The sequence below is a fragment of the Pedobacter psychrodurus genome (assembly GCF_004331735.1).
GTDB classification, from domain to species: Bacteria; Bacteroidota; Bacteroidia; order Sphingobacteriales; family Sphingobacteriaceae; genus Pedobacter; species Pedobacter psychrodurus.
The window spans coordinates 84,496-101,915 of sequence record NZ_SJSO01000011.1 but is presented as its reverse complement, the minus strand read 5'-3'; the positions used below and the strand labels follow the sequence as shown (position 1 = coordinate 101,915).

The window sequence follows — 17,420 nt, the reverse complement described above, 5'->3', positions numbered from 1 at the left end:
AACAAGTCTTGATAAATTTTTCTGGGATATTCAGATAAACGATTGAGAAATTATGTTGCAATGGTATGTATTTGAAACGTAATCTGCAAGCAAAAGTTTAAAATGTTTATAAAAATAATTAATGTGAGCATTATTTTGTCGCTCAGAAAACTTAAAAATCTTCATATTTGCAGCAAATAAGCCCATATATGACTAAGCAACAACTTTTCGAGCAGATACAAAAAAAACGTTCATTTTTATGTGTCGGATTAGATTCTTCGTTAGATAAGATACCAAAACACCTGTTAAAGTATGAAAATCCAATTCTGGAATTCAATAAACAGATTATTGATGCCACGAAAGATTTGTGTGTAGCTTATAAACCGAATACTGCTTTTTATGAGTGTTACGGTAAAAAAGGTTGGGAAACCTTAATCGAAACCTGGAAATATATTCCGCAGGATATTTTTTCTATTGCCGATGCCAAACGTGGTGATATTGGCAATACTTCTGCCATGTATGCCGAAACCTTTTTCAATGCTGCATCGTCTGAGATGAGTTTCGATTCGGTTACTGTTGCGCCTTATATGGGAAGTGATTCGGTAACTCCTTTTTTAACTTTTAAAGATAAATGGGTAATTCTATTGGCTTTAACTTCGAATGCCGGTCATGCTGATTTTCAATTGCAGGAAATTGGGGAAGATAAACTTTTCGAAAAGGTACTTAAAACATCGCAAACCTGGGCTACAGATGAGCAGATGATGTATGTGGTAGGTGCAACCCGCGGCGCCGCTTTTGGCGATGTACGTAAATTAGCGCCAGATCACTTTCTTTTGGTGCCAGGTGTTGGCGCACAGGGTGGAGATTTAAACGAAGTGTGTAAGTATGGCTTAAATTCGCAGTGCGGATTGCTGATTAATTCTTCAAGAGGAATTATCTATGCCAGCCAGGGAGAAGACTTTGCAGAAAAGGCCAGGGAAGAAGCGTTGAAACTTCAAAAAGAAATGGAGCAGATTCTTATTGCTGCTGAATTAATTAACCACAGATAAAAAAGATAACCACAGATTTGGGTTTTTCAACACTTGTGTCGAAATATTTTTTATAAATTGGTTTCATGGATAATCTAAATGAAATCACTGAAAAAATAATTGGAGCTGCATATAAAGTTTCAAATACTTTAGGTAGTGGTTTTTTAGAAAAAGTGTATGAAAATGCATTATTCATTGAAATTAAAAAAGCTGGATTAACCGTCACAAAACAACACGCATTACAGGTTTTCTATGATGATCAAGTTGTAGGAGATTATTTTGTCGACTTATTTATTGAAAATGAAGTTGTTGTTGAACGAAAAACGGCTAAAGCAATAACCGATATCCATCAAGCACAATTAATGAACTATTTGATCGCTTGTAACAGACGCTGTGGTTTAATCATAAATTTTGGTAAGCCAAGAGTTGAAATAAAAAGAATGCTCAACGGCTATAATCTCTAAAACATCTGTGTTTATCCGTGGTCATCTGTGGTTAAACATATATCAATCATGAAATCAAAAATAGATCTTAAACTCATACTCGCCCTATTTGGTGTGGCACTGATATGGGGCACAACATATTTAGGAATACGTGTGGCCGTAGAAAGTATTCCGGCTTGGTATGTAACAGCCATCCGTCAGGCTGTTGCCTCCTTAATTATATTGATCCTCTTAGTTAAGCAGAAAGAATTAAAATGGATTGGGTGGTCTAGCTTTAAACGGCAGATTCTTTTGTCGATATTAATGGTGGTAATTGCCAATGGGATGACGACAGTGGCCGAAAAAACTATTCCAAGTGGATTGGCCTCCTTAATTAATGCTACCTCGCCATTACTTGTATTTATTGGCTGTGTGTTTCTGGGGATTCAAAAAGCAAGTTTAAAAGGTTTTGTTGGTGTATTTATTGGCTTTTTGGGGATTGTGTTTATTTTTAGGGATGGCTTGAACGATTTGCTCGAGCCTGGTTACCGCAATGGCATTATATCTTTGATAATTGCCGTTTCTGGTTGGACGATCGGTACCATCTATTCGAAAAAACACAGTGGCAAACCACAGTACATCTTTTTAAACCTCTTTTATCAATTTGTATTTTCGGCTATTATTCAGTTGGGCTTAGCTAAGGTGTTTTCTGGCGAAGCTGATGTGAGTTCCTGGAAGACAGAAAGTATATTAGCCACGGTTTATTTAGCAGTTTTTGGTTCCGTTTTGGGCTATTTCTGTTATCATTATGCACTAAAAAAGGTTTCAGCTTCTGAAGTTTCCATCTTAACCTATTTCAATACCATTATTGCGATATTTTTAGGCTGGTTGATTTTAAACGAGGAGGTTGGTTTAGATTTGATTGTTGCAACCGTTTTAATTATTGCAGGCGTTTTTATTACCAATTATAAAAAGAAGGCTGAAGTTAAAGTGACCTAAAATTATTATCTTTAAATATTAAGATAACAGTTATGAAAGATTCATCAGGAAAAATAAGCTTTGAGAGATTAACTGAACTGGTTAGGGCATTAACAATGGAAGAAAAACAAAAACTGATCAATACCTTAAAGGAAGAAAAGCAATTTGTTGTTGAAGAGGCTGCTGTTGCTTATGTAAAGAAAGATCAAGTATCATTTGATGAAAAATGGGCTCAAAGTATTTCTGCAGAAGAATTTGAGAAATCCGCCCATGAGAACATACAAAAACTACCTTGGAAATAGCTGTAAATTTTCATCCTTCGGTGCTCTTGTATTTTAATCAACTAATTGATAATTGTTTCATGAGAGATACTTTTCCCATAAAGAAAGTGCCTTAAACTATGTTTCAAAAATAATTTATAATGTTGAAAGAACCATTCATAACAAAAAACATTATACCTCTCCCAATTCACTTCTAAAATTTGGGAAACATTATATTCATTTCAATATGAACCCAAATACAACCTGGTATTTTGTATTTGAAAAAAGTAAGAATAGGTATTTAATTACATACGTGTTTAATAATTATTCTACAGAAGCGAAAGATTTAAACTACAGATTTTAAAAATAATTTACTATCTTGAAGAATGAATTTTCCAGAAGAATTTCTTCATTACGTATGGCAGTTCAGGTCGTTTGATTATAACGGGCTGCAAACTGCTACTGGAGAAAGCTTGAAAATTATCAATCCAGGTTTGCTTAATAAAAATGCTGGTCCGGATTTTTTTAATGCAAAAATCGAAATTGGCGATACCATATGGGCAGGCAATGTGGAAATCCATCTCAAATCTTCCGATTGGTTAAAGCATAATCATCAAATTAATACAGCATACGAAAATGTGATCCTACATGTTGTTTATGAGCATGATGTGGAAATAAAAAGAATAAATAATTCCGTTTTGCCTGTCTTGAAGCTAAAAAACAGGATTTCTGCCGATCTCATCAAAAAATACGAAAATTTATTTCTCACCTTAACCGATTTTCCTTGCATTGCGCAAATAGGAAGGGTAGATGAAATAATTGTAAATTCTTTTTTATCAAGGACCTTAATTGAACGTTTTGAGCAAAAAACAGCTCCTGTTACCGAAACCTTAAACGAACTGAATGGGAATTGGGATGAAACTTTTTACCGTTTCATGGCGCGTAATTTTGGTTTCAAAGTAAACGCGCTGCCCTTCGAACTGTTTGCCAAGGCCGTTCCACAAAATATTTATGCCAAGCATAAAAACAATCCGCATCAAATAGAAGCATTGGTTTTTGGTGCTGCAGGATTTTTGAACGATCATTTTGAAGAAGAATATCCCCGAAAGTTAAAAACCGAATTTCAGTTTCTCCAAAAGAAATATAAAATTACACCAGTTGAAGTTTCGATGTGGAAATTTATGCGGATGCGCCCTCAGAACTTTCCCACGGTTCGTTTGGCGCAATTTGCAGCACTAATTGTAAAAGCTAACCATCTTTTTTCTAAAATTATGGAAATAAAGAATGTGGCTGAGCTGCGTAACTTATTTGAAAACCTGCCGGTAAATGACTACTGGAAAACACATTATCATTTTAAGAAAGTAGCCTCCTCAGTAAATATCCAGATCGGGAAAACATCTGTAGATAATGTCCTGTTAAATACGGTAGCCTTGTTTTTATTTGCCTATGGCAAGCACACGGCTACGCAGTTTTATATCAATCGTGCAATAAAGTTGCTCGAAAGCTTGCCGGCTGAGCAAAATGCAATTACCGATAAATTTACAGAAGCGGGAGTGAAGATAGCGAACGCATTTGCCTCTCAGGGGATTTTGCAGCTAAAAAAGCAATATTGTGATGAGAAAAAATGCCTATCTTGTGGTATTGGAATTAAAATTTTAAAGCAGGCCTAACCAGATTCTGATTTCTAATAAAACTTTCTACCCTAAAATCTGTTTTTATATTATGGAATTTCCACACGAACTAAAAGAACTATATCCTAATCAGATTATTGAGGTTAGGGGTAATGCCGATGCCTTAACTGTTATTTTAAACGGAGATGTCGATATCCATAAATTTAAGGCAGAACTGATTAAAAAGTTTTCAGGACTGGAAGAACAACAAACGCTTTTTATTAAACACGAAGATAAACAGGATTTCGAAAAATTGGTTTTGGAATAATAGAGATCGGATATGCTATTGAAAATTTAACCGATTATTATTGCTAAATTAGAGTTTGGAAATCAAATTATGATTTCGGTTTCTAATGATCTTATCTTGTGGTATTGTTATTAAGATTTTTAAAATAAGCTTAAAATGTTCCAAAGAATTATAACTTATTTCGAACAGCAGAGTTTTGGGGTTTCTACTTATTTGGCCAATAAGCTGAATATGAGTACAGCTAAAGTCCGTCTGTTTTTTATTTATTCGTCGTTTTTAGCGGTGGGTTTTCCAATATTATTTTATTTTTTGGCAGCCGTTGTGCTCGATATCAGGACGTACATGAAAAGAATGCGGTCGAGGATATGGGAATAAAATGTAAACGGTAGTATGGATGATGGTCGCTAAATCAGACTCTTGACTCCAGACTAATTAATCGTCGTCTCTTAAAATCGCTGCAATTTCGTTGAAGCCTTTTTCTGCGGCTAAATCTGCAGGTAGTTTTCCGCCTTCCATACGCAGAGAAACTTCTGCGCCGTGTTCTAACAATAAAATAATCAATTCTATATTTCCTAATTGTGCGGCAGTATGTAAAGGCGCTAACCCTGCTTTCTGACAAACATTCGGATATGCGCCCGCATCTAACAGCATTTTAGTGATGTTGAAATTATTGGCTGCAACTGCCGAGTGGATTGGAAATACATTAAAGCCATTTTTTGATGCCAGATTAACCTCCGCGCCTTTTAAAACCAGAAAACGGGCTAAGTCTTCATGTCCGAAATAGCAGGCTAAACCAAGCGGTGTAAAGCCATCTTCAGAAAATTCGTTTATACTCTCCGGGTTTTGAAAAATCAATAAGGTAGCGGCGTCGAATTTACCAACTGCACAGGCTTCAAATAAGGTTAAATTATCTACAAACTCAGCAATTAAGTCGGCTATTTCTTGCTTTTTGTAATAACAAGCCAATAATAGCGGCGAAATGTGGTGGGAGGTATCAACATTTGCCAATTTTGGATTTTCAACCAAAATTTCTTTTACTGCTTGTAAATTTCCAGCCTCAATTTGTTCTTCGAGTTGCGCTATGCCCATAATATTGTTTCAAAAATCGCTTTAAATTAACTAAAATTAAGGAATTGTAAACTTTAATGCCTAAATATATATAGTGTAAAGCAAATTAGCAAAAATCAGAGCTTGCGAGTTCTTTAAAAGGGTTGTTAGCCAAAAATTGCCACTATTAATTAATAAGGGCGTTACCCAAGCTACGCAGGGGGCGGGCTTTGCAGGGCTGCGCTTCGCTCCGGTATCGATGAAGGATCGGTACTGAACCCTTACAGTCCCTAATGCAAAACCTACTGTTAATCAGGGGGATGCCTCACAAATGTAGAATTGTCATCCTGAGGTTAATTAATTGTTTAAAATCAATATGAATGACATACAATTGTTTTCTTTTGTCTTACGGCGCGGTCTTGCCTCGACTCACCGCCGCCGAAGGGCTCTTTCTTTTTGGCATCAAAAAGAAACAAAAAATGCCGGCTGAAAATTTTTCTTTTGAAGGCAGTTGTGCGGCTAGAACGGTGCAGCCCGAAAAATTTGTTAGGCCGGATTTAAGTAGAACGTGGATACCGTGCTATGGCTTAGCTGGATGGAAATGCGAAAGTAGTTAGATGCTGATTAGTAATAATTAAAATAACGTCAATGGTAGCTTGTCGAAGGACCTGTTTTTAAATGCCTTACAGGCGTTTCGACAGGCTCGACGTGACAAATTAAAAGCGAATACAATTTATGATACAGTCTCTTAATCGCAGTTAGTCTTAAAGCCTAAGTATTACAGACCTGAGTTAAATAAACCTGATAGAACGAAAAGCCCGGAACGAGGTATCCCGATTCATCGGGAAGGACTTGAAGTGATAGCGGGACTATCGCAACCGAAGTACACAGAACCCTGCTTTTCAAAATAAGATGAACCACCTAAGTCACCTATTAGGTCTGGGTTCGATATATAATATACCTTTAAAGATCTCCTGTAGATATTTTTAACTCTTTGTCGTCACCCTGACCTGTAGCGCAGCGGAAAGCTACGCAGTAAACCGAGCTTTAAGCGAGCTCACCGAAGGTAATTTATTTCAGGGTCTATCTAGCAGGAAAGATGCTGACCACGAAGTAGCTATTAGGCCTTTAAAGCTATAAAAACTACTAATAAAACAAGTTCAGCAGGACGATCGCGTCAGGAAAATGAGGCTAAAAATTGGTTGCTATGAATAAAAATTAATAGAGCTGAAGTTAGAAGGTCTTTAAATAAAAATCCCGTTTAACCTCTCCAGGCAAAACGGGATAAAACCTAAAACAAAATCCGTTTCATTTGACAAAACGTAACAACTTGTGTGTTGTTAAAATAATAGACAACAATTTCTGTTTAAGGTTTAATGCCTGATGAATATTTTTATTTAATTTAAGGCAGATTATAAAACCAATAGATAGAGGTGCAAATTTAGCTCTTCTTGAAAATAGCGAGTGGTATGATAAAAAGCCCTAATAGCAATGCTTACAATTTGTGATTATTTTTTTTGTTAGGCTTTCGTTAATGCTGCGCAGTTTTATCTAAGTTTGTTCAATATTAAATTATTTAGGATAGAAAATGTCGGTAAGGGGTAACCAGTTTAAAACCAATACATTCAGAGATAAAGGTGCAGAAAGTGCACCCGGCAGATCATCATCAGGTCGGCAGCCGAAAGAAAAAAGAGATTTTTTGCCAAGCTTCGATTTGGCAGATGGCCGTGCAGTTAAAATTGTAGGTCTGTTTTTTGTGATATTGTCATTATACTTTTTAATTGCTTTTACTTCGTATTTATTTACATGGCAAGATGATCAGAGTTATGTAATCGACGCAAATGGTGGTTGGGGCAATCTTTTTAAAACTACAGAAGAACTAAAAGAAGCTGGCGTTTCCATACCTGTAGTTCAAAACTGGTTAGGTAAGTTTGGCGCCTTGTTATCGCACCAGTTTATTTACGAATGGTTCGGTATTGCATCTTTCTTGTTTGTTTTGGCCTTTTTTATTATCGGTTACCGTTTGTTGTTTAAAGTTAAAATCCTTTCTATCTCTAAAACATTAGGTTATAGCTTTTTCTTTTTATTGTTTATTTCCTTAACCTTAGGTTTTACACATAGTTTTTGGTCGGAATCGCCACATTATTTAGAAGGTGAGTTTGGGTATTGGAGTAATAAATTATTAGGTGCCCAAATTGGCGCTGCCGGGGTTGCCGGATTAATCGCTTTTGCCGGATTAACCATATTAATCATCGCGTACAATATCGATTTTAAGTTTCCTGAACGTAAAGAGAAAGAAGTTTACCTGGATAACGAAACCCCAGATTATGTAAACGACATTAGAGCGCAATCAGTAAAAAACAATACTTTCGACGAACCTTCAGCGCCCATTGAATTTCCGGTACGTGATAAGCCAGTAGGTAACGAACGTAAACAACAAAATGTGGTATTACAGCCAAGCCGTTTCGAAGAAAAAGAAGAGGAAGAAACTGTAGCACCTGTAGTATTATCTCCGTTGGCTACTAATTTGCCTCTTGCTACTGCTGCGGCAACAACGCTTCCATTAACGGTAGAGCCACCAATTGAGGCTGAAAAGGAACCTGCTTTTACGATCGAAAAAACTGAAGAAGAAAAAAAATCGGATGATCTGGTTGAACAGTTTGGTAATTATGATGAAAAACTAGATTTATCTGGTTATAAGTATCCAACAATTGATTTGCTCGAAAATTACGGTACCAATAAAATTTCGGTAAATGCTGAAGAATTAGAAGCCAATAAAAATAAAATTGTCGAAACCCTTAATCATTACAATATTGAAATTGATAAGATTAAGGCAACCATTGGCCCAACGGTTACCCTTTACGAAATTATTCCGGCCCCTGGGGTAAGGATTTCGAAAATTAAGAATCTTGAAGATGATATTGCGCTTTCGTTAGCAGCCTTAGGTATCCGTATTATCGCACCAATGCCAGGTAAAGGTACAATTGGTATTGAGGTACCCAATCAACACCCAGAAATGGTGCCCATGCGCAGTATTCTAAATACCGAAAAATGGAGCCAAACCACTATGGATTTGCCTATTGCATTAGGTAAAACCATTAGCAATGAGGTTTTTATAGCCGATTTAGCTAAAATGCCCCACTTATTGGTAGCAGGAGCAACTGGCCAGGGTAAATCGGTAGGTATTAACGCCATTCTGGTTTCCCTGTTGTTTAAGAAACACCCTGCGCAACTGAAATTTGTACTGGTCGATCCGAAAAAAGTAGAATTAACTTTATTTAATAGAATTGAAAGACACTTTTTAGCTAAACTGCCTGGAGAGGCCGATGCAATTATTACCGATACCAAAAAGGTAGTAAATACTTTAAATTCACTTTGTATCGAAATGGATCAGCGTTACGATTTATTGAAAGATGCACAGGTTAGGAATTTAAAAGAATACAACGATAAGTTTGTGAAGCGCAAGCTTAATCCAAATAACGGTCACCGCTTTTTACCTTTCATTGTTTTGGTAGTAGATGAGTTTGCCGATTTAATGATGACTGCAGGTAAGGAGGTGGAGGCGCCAATTGCACGTTTGGCTCAATTAGCCAGGGCAATCGGTATTCACCTTGTTCTGGCTACGCAGCGTCCATCGGTAAATATTATTACAGGTACCATTAAAGCCAATTTCCCAGCCAGGTTAGCCTTTAGGGTGTTATCGAAAATCGATTCGAGAACCATTTTGGATAGTGGTGGCGCCGATCAGTTAATTGGTCGTGGTGATATGCTTTTATCTACAGGGAGCGACTTAATCAGGCTACAGTGTGCTTTCGTTGATACACCTGAGGTAGATCGCATTTCTGAATATATTGGTAACCAACGTGGTTATGCCGAGGCTTATCAACTACCAGAATATATAGATGAAGCAGGAGAGGGAAGTAAGGCCGATTTTGATCCTAACGAACGTGATAAGTTCTTTGAAGATGCGGCCAGACTGATTGTGATGCATCAGCAGGGTTCTACCTCATTAATACAGCGTAAACTAAAATTAGGCTACAATAGGGCCGGTAGAATTATCGATCAGCTAGAGGCTGCCGGAATTGTTGGTCCATTTGAAGGAAGTAAGGCCCGCGAAGTTTTATACCCTGACGAGTATTCTTTGGAACAGTTCTTGAATAGTATGAATAACAAAGATTAGATTAAACCAATACCAAAAAATCTACTCTAACGTTTCAAAGGAAAAACTTAAAAAAGAAAAGATGAAGAAATTAATTTCAGCATTAATCGTTGTAGTTGCTTTTACAACTTCAACTTATGCTCAAACTGATGCGAAAGCTAAAGCAATTTTAGCTGAGGTAAGTAAAAAATACAAATCGTATAATATTGTAAAAACAGATTTTACCTTCACTTTGGATAATCCAAAAGCAAAAGTAAAAGAAACCCAACAAGGCACTTTGTATGTTAAAGCCAATTCTAATAAGTATAAAGTAGCCATGACTAACCAAGAGCTATTTAGCGATGGTAAAAGCCAGTGGACTTATTTGAAAAAAGACAAAGAGGTGCAAGTGAGCAATGTAGATAATAGTGGCGATGCCATTAATCCAGCTAAGATTTTTACGGTTTACGAAAAAGGATTTAAATATGCATACACTGGTGAACAAAAAGCGGGTACCAAAACTTACCAAATGATTGATTTAACACCTGTTGACGCTAAAAAATCGATTTTTAAAGTACGTTTAAGTATCGATAAAGCAGCTAAACAAATCGCCAATGTGGTGTTGTTCGATAAAAACGGTAACAAATACACTTACAACGTAAAAACTTTTTCGCCAAACGTAAATGTACCGGAAACTACTTTTGCTTTCGATGCCAAAAAATATCCTGGTGTTGAGGTAGTAGATTTAAGATAATTGTTATTTCCGCCTAGGCGGGATGAAACCTGAAAGGTTCAGTTGGAAACAGCTGAACCTTTTTTGTTTTTATTGAATTTACATTGTTAGATGTATTGTCATGCTGATCCGATAGCTATCGGATTTATTTTATTAGCAGTTTTATTGTTTTAAAGGCCTAATAGCTACTTCATGAGCAGCATCCTTCCTTCTATTAATTGATTCCTTACGAAACAATAGTTTGCGCACAAATTGTTTTTTACCGCTCTATGCCGCGGGGCATGCTACTTTGGAGCGCCAAAGTAGCCAAAGCGCATTGTCAATCCAGCAATGTGGCTCCTCACCGCCCGCGCTCATCAAAAAAACAGCGGCACTTTGTTTTGTGTTCAATATCCTTTTAACCTGTAACGCAGCGCGTAAGAACACAAAACCACTGCGTTTCAGGCTTGGTAGTGCTACTTATTCTTTTCTACACCTGTTTTTTTGATTCTTCTGCCACTTGGGATTGACGAGCGTGCTTGGGTAAATCCTGTGGCTTTTTTAAAGCAGGCTAGCATGATGCCTAACCACTCTTAAAAAAGATTGTCATGACTGTAGAACTTAAAGTCGTGCTCTGCCGCTGTTGTCGAGCTTATTGGCACGTGCATTTTAAAAAACAATTGTTTCTTACCAACAGTTAAAAAGAGGTAAAATTCTTTAGGATAGTAAGGTTAACCCAAATTCAATAAACCTGACAGGAGCGAACACGATTCCCGACATTGGTCGGGATGAGTAAAACGGATGGCAGGGCTTTCGTAACCGATTGATGCAGCACCCTGATTTTCTAAATGTTTAGAAGTGAATACAGTGGTTGATAAATTTTTTACCGGGTATTTATGAATGCTGCGCAGATTTATCTAAGTTTGTTTCCAATGTCATTGCCACTAACAAACCATACCTTAGAGAAATTAGAAGCCCTGCTTTTTGCTATGGGTTATAAGGTTCGTTACGAGAAAGGGAACTTTAAAACGGGTTCTTGCCTGCTCGAGCACAATAAGGTTGTTGTAGTAAATAAGTTTTCGAATCTGGAAGGAAAAATTGCGGCATTAGTTGCCCTGGTTAAACAAACCAAACCTGACGAAAACCTGTTGGAAGAAAAACAACGACAATTTTATCTATCCTTACAACAAACCGAATTATTTTAATGGAGATAAAAAACTGGAATTACATCCACAGAAAAGAAAGTTTAAGCAGATGAAAGTTACTTTTTTAGGCACTGGTACATCACAAGGCGTTCCTGTAATTGCGTGTAATTGCGAAGTTTGTTTATCTGCTGATAGAAGAGATAATCGGTTAAGGACGTCGATTTTAATACAAACAGCTGATAAAACCATTGTTGTAGATAGTGGCCCTGATTTCCGTTACCAGCTTTTGCGCGAAAAGGTAAAAGACCTGGATGCCGTAATGTTTACACACGAACATAAAGATCATATTGCCGGCTTAGATGACATCAGGCCATTTAATTACCTGCTGCATAAGGTAATTGATGTTTATGCGACTGATAGGGTGCAAACGGCATTGAAAAGAGAGTTTTATTACATCTTTGCTGAAACCAAGTACCATGGTTTGCCTCAGATTAATCTTCATACTGTAACTAATGGCCAAGATTTTAAAATTGGCGAAAGCACGATTGTGCCATTTGAAGTGATGCACCATTTATTACCCATTACAGGCTACCGGATTGGCGATTTTACTTACATCACCGATGCCAAAACCATATCGGAACCAAGTTTTGAGAAAATAAAGGGAACAAAAATATTGGTTCTGAATGCTTTGCAGAAAGAACCGCATATTTCTCATTTTACTTTAAGCGAGGCCATTGCCTTTGCGGAAAGGGTAGGTGCTGAAACCACTTATCTTACGCATATCAGCCATAATTTGGGCTTACACGCGGCAGTAGAAAAAGAATTGCCGGCAAACATCAGGCTTGCATATGATGGTTTAAAAATAGAATTGTAAATCATTGTTTCGGAAATCCAAAATTAAATTATATTTGCAGCACAAACCCAGGTGGCGAAATTGGTAGACGCACCAGCTTGAGGGGCTGGCGCCTGTATGGGTGTGGGAGTTCGAATCTCCTCTTGGGTACGCTAAAAGCTTCGGTAGTACCGAAGCTTTTTTGTTTGTTTATGGCTTCAGTTTATATCCTTTTTTCTGAAAAATTAAATCGTTTTTACACCGGAAGTTGTCTGGATTTGCTACAGCGATTACAATCGCATAAGGATAAAAGTTTTACAGGTAGTTTCACATCTAAGACTGAAGATTGGGAACTATTTTTCACTATAAATGACCTTGATTACAAACAGTCTCGATTGATCGAATTACATATCAAAAAAATGAAAAGTGTAATTTATATTAAAAACTTAAAGCAATATCCTGAGCTGTTAGCTAAACTTATTGAGCGATATCGTTAAAGGCGACCCCGATAGCTATCGGGGTGGTAGACGCACCAGCTTGAGGGGCTGGCGCCTGTATGGGTGTGGGAGTTCGATCCGATAACTATCGGATCTCCTCTTGGGTACAGTTCTAAGTATGCATGCTTAGGGCATAAACCGTACTTTGAACACTTCAAAGTACGGTTTGTTTTTAAAAATCGAACTTTAATGCTATCTCAGCCTTGTTCAAAGTATTCCTGCTAAAGGAGTTTACAATTACGGGGGATTAGAAGACTACGTTTGAACTCTCAACTGATTGGTTTAGTTCACCTCGGACTCCGTTGATGTAATTTTGTTGAAATTATAAGGGTTTCCTAGGGCAACGGCTAGCATTTTCGACGCAATAATGTGCAAATCGACAGGATTGCCACAGTTTCTAAGAATGAATATCGGCAAAATCTCATGTGATAGATAGGTGGCATGAGCTCCCTCCCAATTAATCAGAGGTTTCTGGTTCGAGCCCAGGAGAGACACGGATACTCTCATTGGACAGCACAGCCTTAACGATTCTCTATGATAACAGATTCTCAATCAAATCGGATATTTCTGGAGCGAAAAAAATCCTTGATATTGACTGAAATTTGCCTTTAACTATAAACCTTTTGACAACATAGGTATTCATTTGTATTGGTGCTTACCTTTATTATTAATCTGGTCACGACCTTATCCTATGCGGTTAGGATCGTGGGCATCCATACCGGCCGGTGGCAATATCCTTTGCACTGTTTAATATTCTCGTACTGGTTTCCGGGACAGCCAAGTATAAACTAAAAAGCGGACAAGGCCAATTGTCAACTTATAGGCGGATGAGGCCCTATAGGGATAAGTTTTAATATTGTATTTATTAGAAAGCGGCAGTAATTTACGTTATATACAAGAATTGTTAGGTTATGCCAACGGTAAAATTACTTAACTTTATAAGCATGTAAATACGAAAAATCTGCACCGAATTTTAAAGCCTCTTAGATGCTTTATGAAATATTTTTGATACTTTAGGACAACAAATAGGGATGACGATGTTAGCCCCATACACAGGCTATATAAAAACAAAGATAACGAACAATGAAAGCACTACGATTTCTATTCTTTCCATTGACGATTATTCTGATTGTTGGCTGCAATGTTAATTTAAGACAGACTAATAAGTCGAAAAACGTTACAGTAACAAATACTAGTACAAATTCGGACTCAATTTCGTATACAGCTAGTTTAACAGATAAAGACCCAGAGGTTCGGAAAATAACAGTTAGCAAAATGTCATTTGGTCCAATTTTGACTGAAATTGCAAAAACAGATAAGGATCCAGAGGTTAGGAAAATAGCAGTTAGCAAAATGTCATTTGGTCCAAGTCTTACTGAAATTGCCAAAACGGACAAGGACGCAGAAGTTCGGAAAATAGCAGTTAGCAAAATTACTTTTGGACCAAGTTTGACGGAAATAGCAAAAACAGACAAAGATCCAGAGGTTAGGAAAATAGCAGTTAGCAAAATGTCATTCAGTCCAAGTCTTACTGAAATTGCGAAAACGGATAAGGACGCAGGAATAAGAAAAATGGCAGTTAGCAAAATTACTTATGGACCAAGTTTGACGGAAATAGCAAAAACAGATAAAAACCCAGAAGTAAGAAAATTAGCGTCTGAAAGACTAAGACAATTGGATTAGAAATTTCGTAGCATAAATGTATATAATTCAAAAAGGCTTCAGAAATTTTAGAGTGTTTTTGCTTTAGCTCACAAAAATTGCTACTAAAAACAAGCAGGAGTAGAATTGATGACACAGTTTAAGAACTCTTTGGGAAAATATCCGAGGCGGAGCTCCTGATTCTGGATGATTTCGGACATCATCATCCTGTAAGGCAGAAGGAATGGATATGATAGGAATATACAACATAGGAATATTGCCTCAAGAGCAACTTTACTTGAATTTATATAATAATAAAATTGGATTATCACCTTTTTTATTGAATCTTTTTTGATATTAAAATACTGTTCAATTTTTTAGCTTCCTCAGTGGTCAAATTTTTGTCCTCCAAAACATTTTTCAATTTAGCGGCATCTATTTGTGATACTACAAATCCTTCATATGTTGTATAGAGTGGGAGCTCAAAATGTTCAAAAGGATTTTACATTGCCAAAATAAATATCATTCCCATTTTCGATTACAGAATATCTTTCTTTATCATACATAAAGTATTTAAAATAACGGCTATTGCTAGCTTTTGATCCTAGAAAGGGGCGGTAGCGGGTTTAGGAAAAAAGGACAAACCAGGTTAATGGTAGCCCCAATCTAAATCGACATGCTTTCACTTTCACAGGATGTCCCCTGAAAATCAAACGTATTTGGAAGACAGCTTTTACGGACGGATAGATCAGATAAACATTCCTGATAACCTAGTGGTTCAGGTGATTAACGAGAGCCGTAAATGGGGCGACGAAAATAAGAAGCCTGATACAAGGGGTTTTTCCGAGCTGATCCGCGATTTAATGAGACCTTAGAAATCAAACAGTCTGATAGCTTCCACTGGGACAATCTGATGGGAAACAGGCTACCTTTGGAGCCAGTGAGTATCGCCATTTCGGTCGTGCTGGTGAAACGCGGGATGCAGGTCTATTCTCCTGATGAGTTGTTCGAACGATTGGATATTGACGGATCGCAACGTATTATTTTGCAGATTGTCAGTGAGCTGGTTGGCAGTGTATCGGGGTACTAGGAACTCATCTAGTATTATGATAGTTTCATCTATTTGCTTTTTCAAATAATGATATGTTCTAGTAAAAACGCAAAACTACTCTCATTCACATTTGCCAACTTTTTTGTTCTATTATAATCTGGTCAAGGTGATCGATTCTAAAATCACCTTGATTTTTAACCCCTGACTAAATGAATTTTTTTCTCTCCAAATCCTCGATAATAGGCTCAATAAGCAATAAAAAGCGATTTAAATGTTCAAAGTATTCCTGCTGATCGGTACAACCGCACTTTGAACATTTTAAAGTGCGGTTTTTTTATGCCAAATCGGTGTTTCAACGTGTCTTAGCATTGTTCAAAGTATTCCTGCTTAGGGTTCAGTCTGGTAAAGGGGGATTAGAAGATTAGCTTTGAACGCTCAGCAGTCTGATGAATATTTAAGTGCTCCGTTATAAGTTATATATGCTATTTTCATTAGTGATCAAATTAGTATGCCAGTCCTAAACCTTTTTACCACAATCTAAGCAACTTTCTCATTTGCTGACTTGCCCCTCTTTATCTTCCATCGGCACCCAGCCTTTTAGTGCTTCAAATATGGCCATTAATTTTGATGGAATTTTTTTGTCTTCTACTGTATCAAGTTCAAGAACTGAAGCAATTTTTTCCTCTTCGCCATTCAGCGTTAATTCTACCCAATCAGGGTTGATTATCAAAGTTCTGCCTATTGCCGCCATAGAAACACCATAGTCTAAAACCTGATTAGCCATCTGTGGTGTTGTAATGCCTCCGGCAACAAGAACAGGAACCCTATTGTTGACATAATTGTTTAGTACAACCGATATTGGCTCTTCTGAATGTTCTGGATCAATTGGTTTTTGATTGACGGCATCCAGCAGAGAGAAATGCAAATAATCGATCTTTTCTTCAATCAACTTATCCATCAGAATGAATGTTTCTGGAAGTCCATAAGTCTGTTGTGGAAATTCTTCTGGTGAAATTCTATACCCTATCAGAAAAGGACGATCAGCATATTTTGAAACTACATTTTTTACTTCTCTTAAAATTTCAAGGCTAAATCGCAAACGGTTTTCAAGAGAACCTCCCCATTGGTCATTTCTTGTATTAAAAAAGGGCGATATAAAATTCTGAAGCAAAAATCCGTGGGCTCCGTGAATTTCAACACCATCAAAACCGGCTTCAATTGCTCTTCTGGTGGTTTCGCCAAATGCTTTGATGATATCTAGAATTTCATTCGCACTTAATTCTTTCGGAAGATTTTCTTTTTCAAAAAGCACTATAGGGCCGCTTGAAACGGCACTAGCGCTTACCACTTCGCCATTTGGGATGAGAGCAGGAATTGCTTTGTTCCCTGCATGAAACATTTGTAGAATTGCTGGTGCTCCGCCACTTTTAGCCGCATCCGCCAGCTTCTTAAGGCTTGGGAGAAAAGTATCGTCATATCCTGCAAATTCGTGTGTAAAGCCGATGCCATTTGCTGTAACATGTGTACATCCTGTGATTACCAATCCTACACCATTTACTCTTTTGTGATAATATTCGACTTCTTCGTCTGATATAGTAAAGTCTTCATTAGATGCCCAGGTGGTCATGGGTGACATCACAATTCTGTTTTTCAAACCAATTCCGTTACTAAATAATAAGGGCGTAAATAGCTTATTGTATTTATTCATTTATAAGTTTTTTAAACGCAAAGCTCTACTAGAAGTAATATTATGCCCCTAGTAAAAACTTCAAC

General features: G+C 37.1%; 17 protein-coding genes and 1 tRNA gene. 16 read left to right on the top strand and 2 right to left on the bottom strand.

The features are described 5' to 3' along the window. The first annotated feature begins 188 nt into the window (after positions 1-188). The 7 genes from pyrF (at position 189) to EZ456_RS14555 (ending at position 4,959) form a co-directional block, all read left to right on the top strand. The gene (gene pyrF / locus EZ456_RS14585) at positions 189-1,028 is read left to right on the top strand and encodes an orotidine-5'-phosphate decarboxylase (RefSeq protein ID WP_131531292.1); all 840 of its coding nucleotides are present in this window, start codon (positions 189-191) and stop codon (positions 1,026-1,028) included. Positions 1,029-1,093: 65 nt separating this feature from the next. After that, positions 1,094-1,471: a GxxExxY protein gene (locus EZ456_RS14580; RefSeq protein WP_131531290.1), complete on the top strand. Its 378-nt coding sequence runs from the start codon at positions 1,094-1,096 to the stop codon at positions 1,469-1,471. 48 nt (positions 1,472-1,519) lie between these two features. Next, a complete protein-coding gene (locus EZ456_RS14575) occupies positions 1,520-2,428 on the top strand; it encodes a DMT family transporter (protein ID WP_131531288.1) in 909 nt (302 codons plus the stop codon). A 32-nt stretch (positions 2,429-2,460) separates the two neighbouring features. Beyond that, entirely contained in the window at positions 2,461-2,709 is a 249-nt protein-coding gene (locus EZ456_RS14570; protein WP_131531286.1) for a hypothetical protein, read from the top strand. A 344-nt stretch (positions 2,710-3,053) separates the two neighbouring features. Further along, positions 3,054-4,337 carry a DUF2851 family protein gene (locus EZ456_RS14565; protein WP_131531284.1) on the top strand — a complete coding sequence of 428 codons (1,284 nt, stop codon included), beginning with the start codon at positions 3,054-3,056 and terminating at the stop codon, positions 4,335-4,337. A 52-nt stretch (positions 4,338-4,389) separates the two neighbouring features. Beyond that, positions 4,390-4,605: a hypothetical protein gene (locus tag EZ456_RS14560; RefSeq protein ID WP_131531282.1), complete on the top strand. Its 216-nt coding sequence runs from the start codon at positions 4,390-4,392 to the stop codon at positions 4,603-4,605. Positions 4,606-4,740: 135 nt separating this feature from the next. Next, positions 4,741-4,959, top strand: coding sequence for a PspC domain-containing protein (locus tag EZ456_RS14555; RefSeq protein ID WP_047799560.1), 219 nt, complete (start codon positions 4,741-4,743; stop codon positions 4,957-4,959). Between the two features lie 57 nt (positions 4,960-5,016). Here the strand turns inward: EZ456_RS14555 and EZ456_RS14550 are convergent, their stop codons facing one another. Beyond that, entirely contained in the window at positions 5,017-5,673 is a 657-nt protein-coding gene (locus EZ456_RS14550) for an ankyrin repeat domain-containing protein (protein WP_131531280.1), read from the bottom strand. Positions 5,674-6,011: 338 nt separating this feature from the next. Between EZ456_RS14550 and EZ456_RS25340 the strand changes: the two genes are divergently transcribed. The 9 genes from EZ456_RS25340 to EZ456_RS14505 all read left to right on the top strand — a co-directional run bounded on the left by EZ456_RS25340 (position 6,012) and on the right by EZ456_RS14505 (position 15,471). Further along, on the top strand, positions 6,012-6,248 hold the full coding sequence (locus EZ456_RS25340) for a hypothetical protein (protein ID WP_205945098.1): 237 nt from the start codon (positions 6,012-6,014) through the stop codon (positions 6,246-6,248). Positions 6,249-7,219: 971 nt separating this feature from the next. Continuing rightward, positions 7,220-9,811, top strand: a complete 2,592-nt coding sequence (locus tag EZ456_RS14545; protein ID WP_131531278.1) for an FtsK/SpoIIIE family DNA translocase — start codon at positions 7,220-7,222, stop codon at positions 9,809-9,811. Between the two features lie 61 nt (positions 9,812-9,872). Beyond that, a complete protein-coding gene (locus EZ456_RS14540; protein WP_131531276.1) occupies positions 9,873-10,523 on the top strand; it encodes a LolA family protein in 651 nt (216 codons plus the stop codon). 890 nt (positions 10,524-11,413) lie between these two features. Next, on the top strand, positions 11,414-11,686 hold the full coding sequence (locus tag EZ456_RS14535; RefSeq protein ID WP_131531274.1) for a hypothetical protein: 273 nt from the start codon (positions 11,414-11,416) through the stop codon (positions 11,684-11,686). Positions 11,687-11,735: 49 nt separating this feature from the next. Beyond that, positions 11,736-12,500, top strand: coding sequence for an MBL fold metallo-hydrolase (locus EZ456_RS14530; RefSeq protein ID WP_131531272.1), 765 nt, complete (start codon positions 11,736-11,738; stop codon positions 12,498-12,500). A 45-nt stretch (positions 12,501-12,545) separates the two neighbouring features. Next, positions 12,546-12,629: transfer RNA gene (locus EZ456_RS14525), tRNA-Leu, on the top strand. 41 nt (positions 12,630-12,670) lie between these two features. After that, on the top strand, positions 12,671-12,955 hold the full coding sequence (locus EZ456_RS25825) for a GIY-YIG nuclease family protein (RefSeq protein ID WP_131531270.1): 285 nt from the start codon (positions 12,671-12,673) through the stop codon (positions 12,953-12,955). Positions 12,956-14,038: 1,083 nt separating this feature from the next. Continuing rightward, positions 14,039-14,638 carry a HEAT repeat domain-containing protein gene (locus EZ456_RS14510; RefSeq protein WP_131531268.1) on the top strand — a complete coding sequence of 200 codons (600 nt, stop codon included), beginning with the start codon at positions 14,039-14,041 and terminating at the stop codon, positions 14,636-14,638. 653 nt (positions 14,639-15,291) lie between these two features. Beyond that, entirely contained in the window at positions 15,292-15,471 is a 180-nt protein-coding gene (locus EZ456_RS14505; RefSeq protein WP_131531266.1) for a hypothetical protein, read from the top strand. A gap of 726 nt (positions 15,472-16,197) precedes the next feature. On the opposite strand, the gene EZ456_RS14500 is transcribed toward EZ456_RS14505, so the two are convergent. Continuing rightward, positions 16,198-17,355, bottom strand: coding sequence for an NADH-dependent flavin oxidoreductase (locus EZ456_RS14500; RefSeq protein ID WP_131531263.1), 1,158 nt, complete (start codon positions 17,353-17,355; stop codon positions 16,198-16,200). Positions 17,356-17,420 lie beyond the last annotated feature (65 nt).

Coding starts and splice junctions, on each gene's coding strand:
- EZ456_RS14540 (WP_131531276.1), top strand. CDS start 9,873: ATGAAGAAATTAATTTCAGCATTAATCGTTGTAGTTGCTTTTACAACT.
- EZ456_RS14530 (WP_131531272.1), top strand. CDS start 11,736: ATGAAAGTTACTTTTTTAGGCACTGGTACATCACAAGGCGTTCCTGTA.
- EZ456_RS14505 (WP_131531266.1), top strand. CDS start 15,292: ATGTCCCCTGAAAATCAAACGTATTTGGAAGACAGCTTTTACGGACGG.
- EZ456_RS14570 (WP_131531286.1), top strand. CDS start 2,461: ATGAAAGATTCATCAGGAAAAATAAGCTTTGAGAGATTAACTGAACTG.
- EZ456_RS14510 (WP_131531268.1), top strand. CDS start 14,039: ATGAAAGCACTACGATTTCTATTCTTTCCATTGACGATTATTCTGATT.
- EZ456_RS14580 (WP_131531290.1), top strand. CDS start 1,094: ATGGATAATCTAAATGAAATCACTGAAAAAATAATTGGAGCTGCATAT.
- EZ456_RS14500 (WP_131531263.1), bottom strand. CDS start 17,355: ATGAATAAATACAATAAGCTATTTACGCCCTTATTATTTAGTAACGGA.
- pyrF (WP_131531292.1), top strand. CDS start 189: ATGACTAAGCAACAACTTTTCGAGCAGATACAAAAAAAACGTTCATTT.
- EZ456_RS14565 (WP_131531284.1), top strand. CDS start 3,054: ATGAATTTTCCAGAAGAATTTCTTCATTACGTATGGCAGTTCAGGTCG.
- EZ456_RS14560 (WP_131531282.1), top strand. CDS start 4,390: ATGGAATTTCCACACGAACTAAAAGAACTATATCCTAATCAGATTATT.
- EZ456_RS25825 (WP_131531270.1), top strand. CDS start 12,671: ATGGCTTCAGTTTATATCCTTTTTTCTGAAAAATTAAATCGTTTTTAC.
- EZ456_RS14555 (WP_047799560.1), top strand. CDS start 4,741: ATGTTCCAAAGAATTATAACTTATTTCGAACAGCAGAGTTTTGGGGTT.
- EZ456_RS14545 (WP_131531278.1), top strand. CDS start 7,220: ATGTCGGTAAGGGGTAACCAGTTTAAAACCAATACATTCAGAGATAAA.
- EZ456_RS14535 (WP_131531274.1), top strand. CDS start 11,414: ATGTCATTGCCACTAACAAACCATACCTTAGAGAAATTAGAAGCCCTG.
- EZ456_RS14575 (WP_131531288.1), top strand. CDS start 1,520: ATGAAATCAAAAATAGATCTTAAACTCATACTCGCCCTATTTGGTGTG.
- EZ456_RS14550 (WP_131531280.1), bottom strand. CDS start 5,673: ATGGGCATAGCGCAACTCGAAGAACAAATTGAGGCTGGAAATTTACAA.
- EZ456_RS25340 (WP_205945098.1), top strand. CDS start 6,012: ATGACATACAATTGTTTTCTTTTGTCTTACGGCGCGGTCTTGCCTCGA.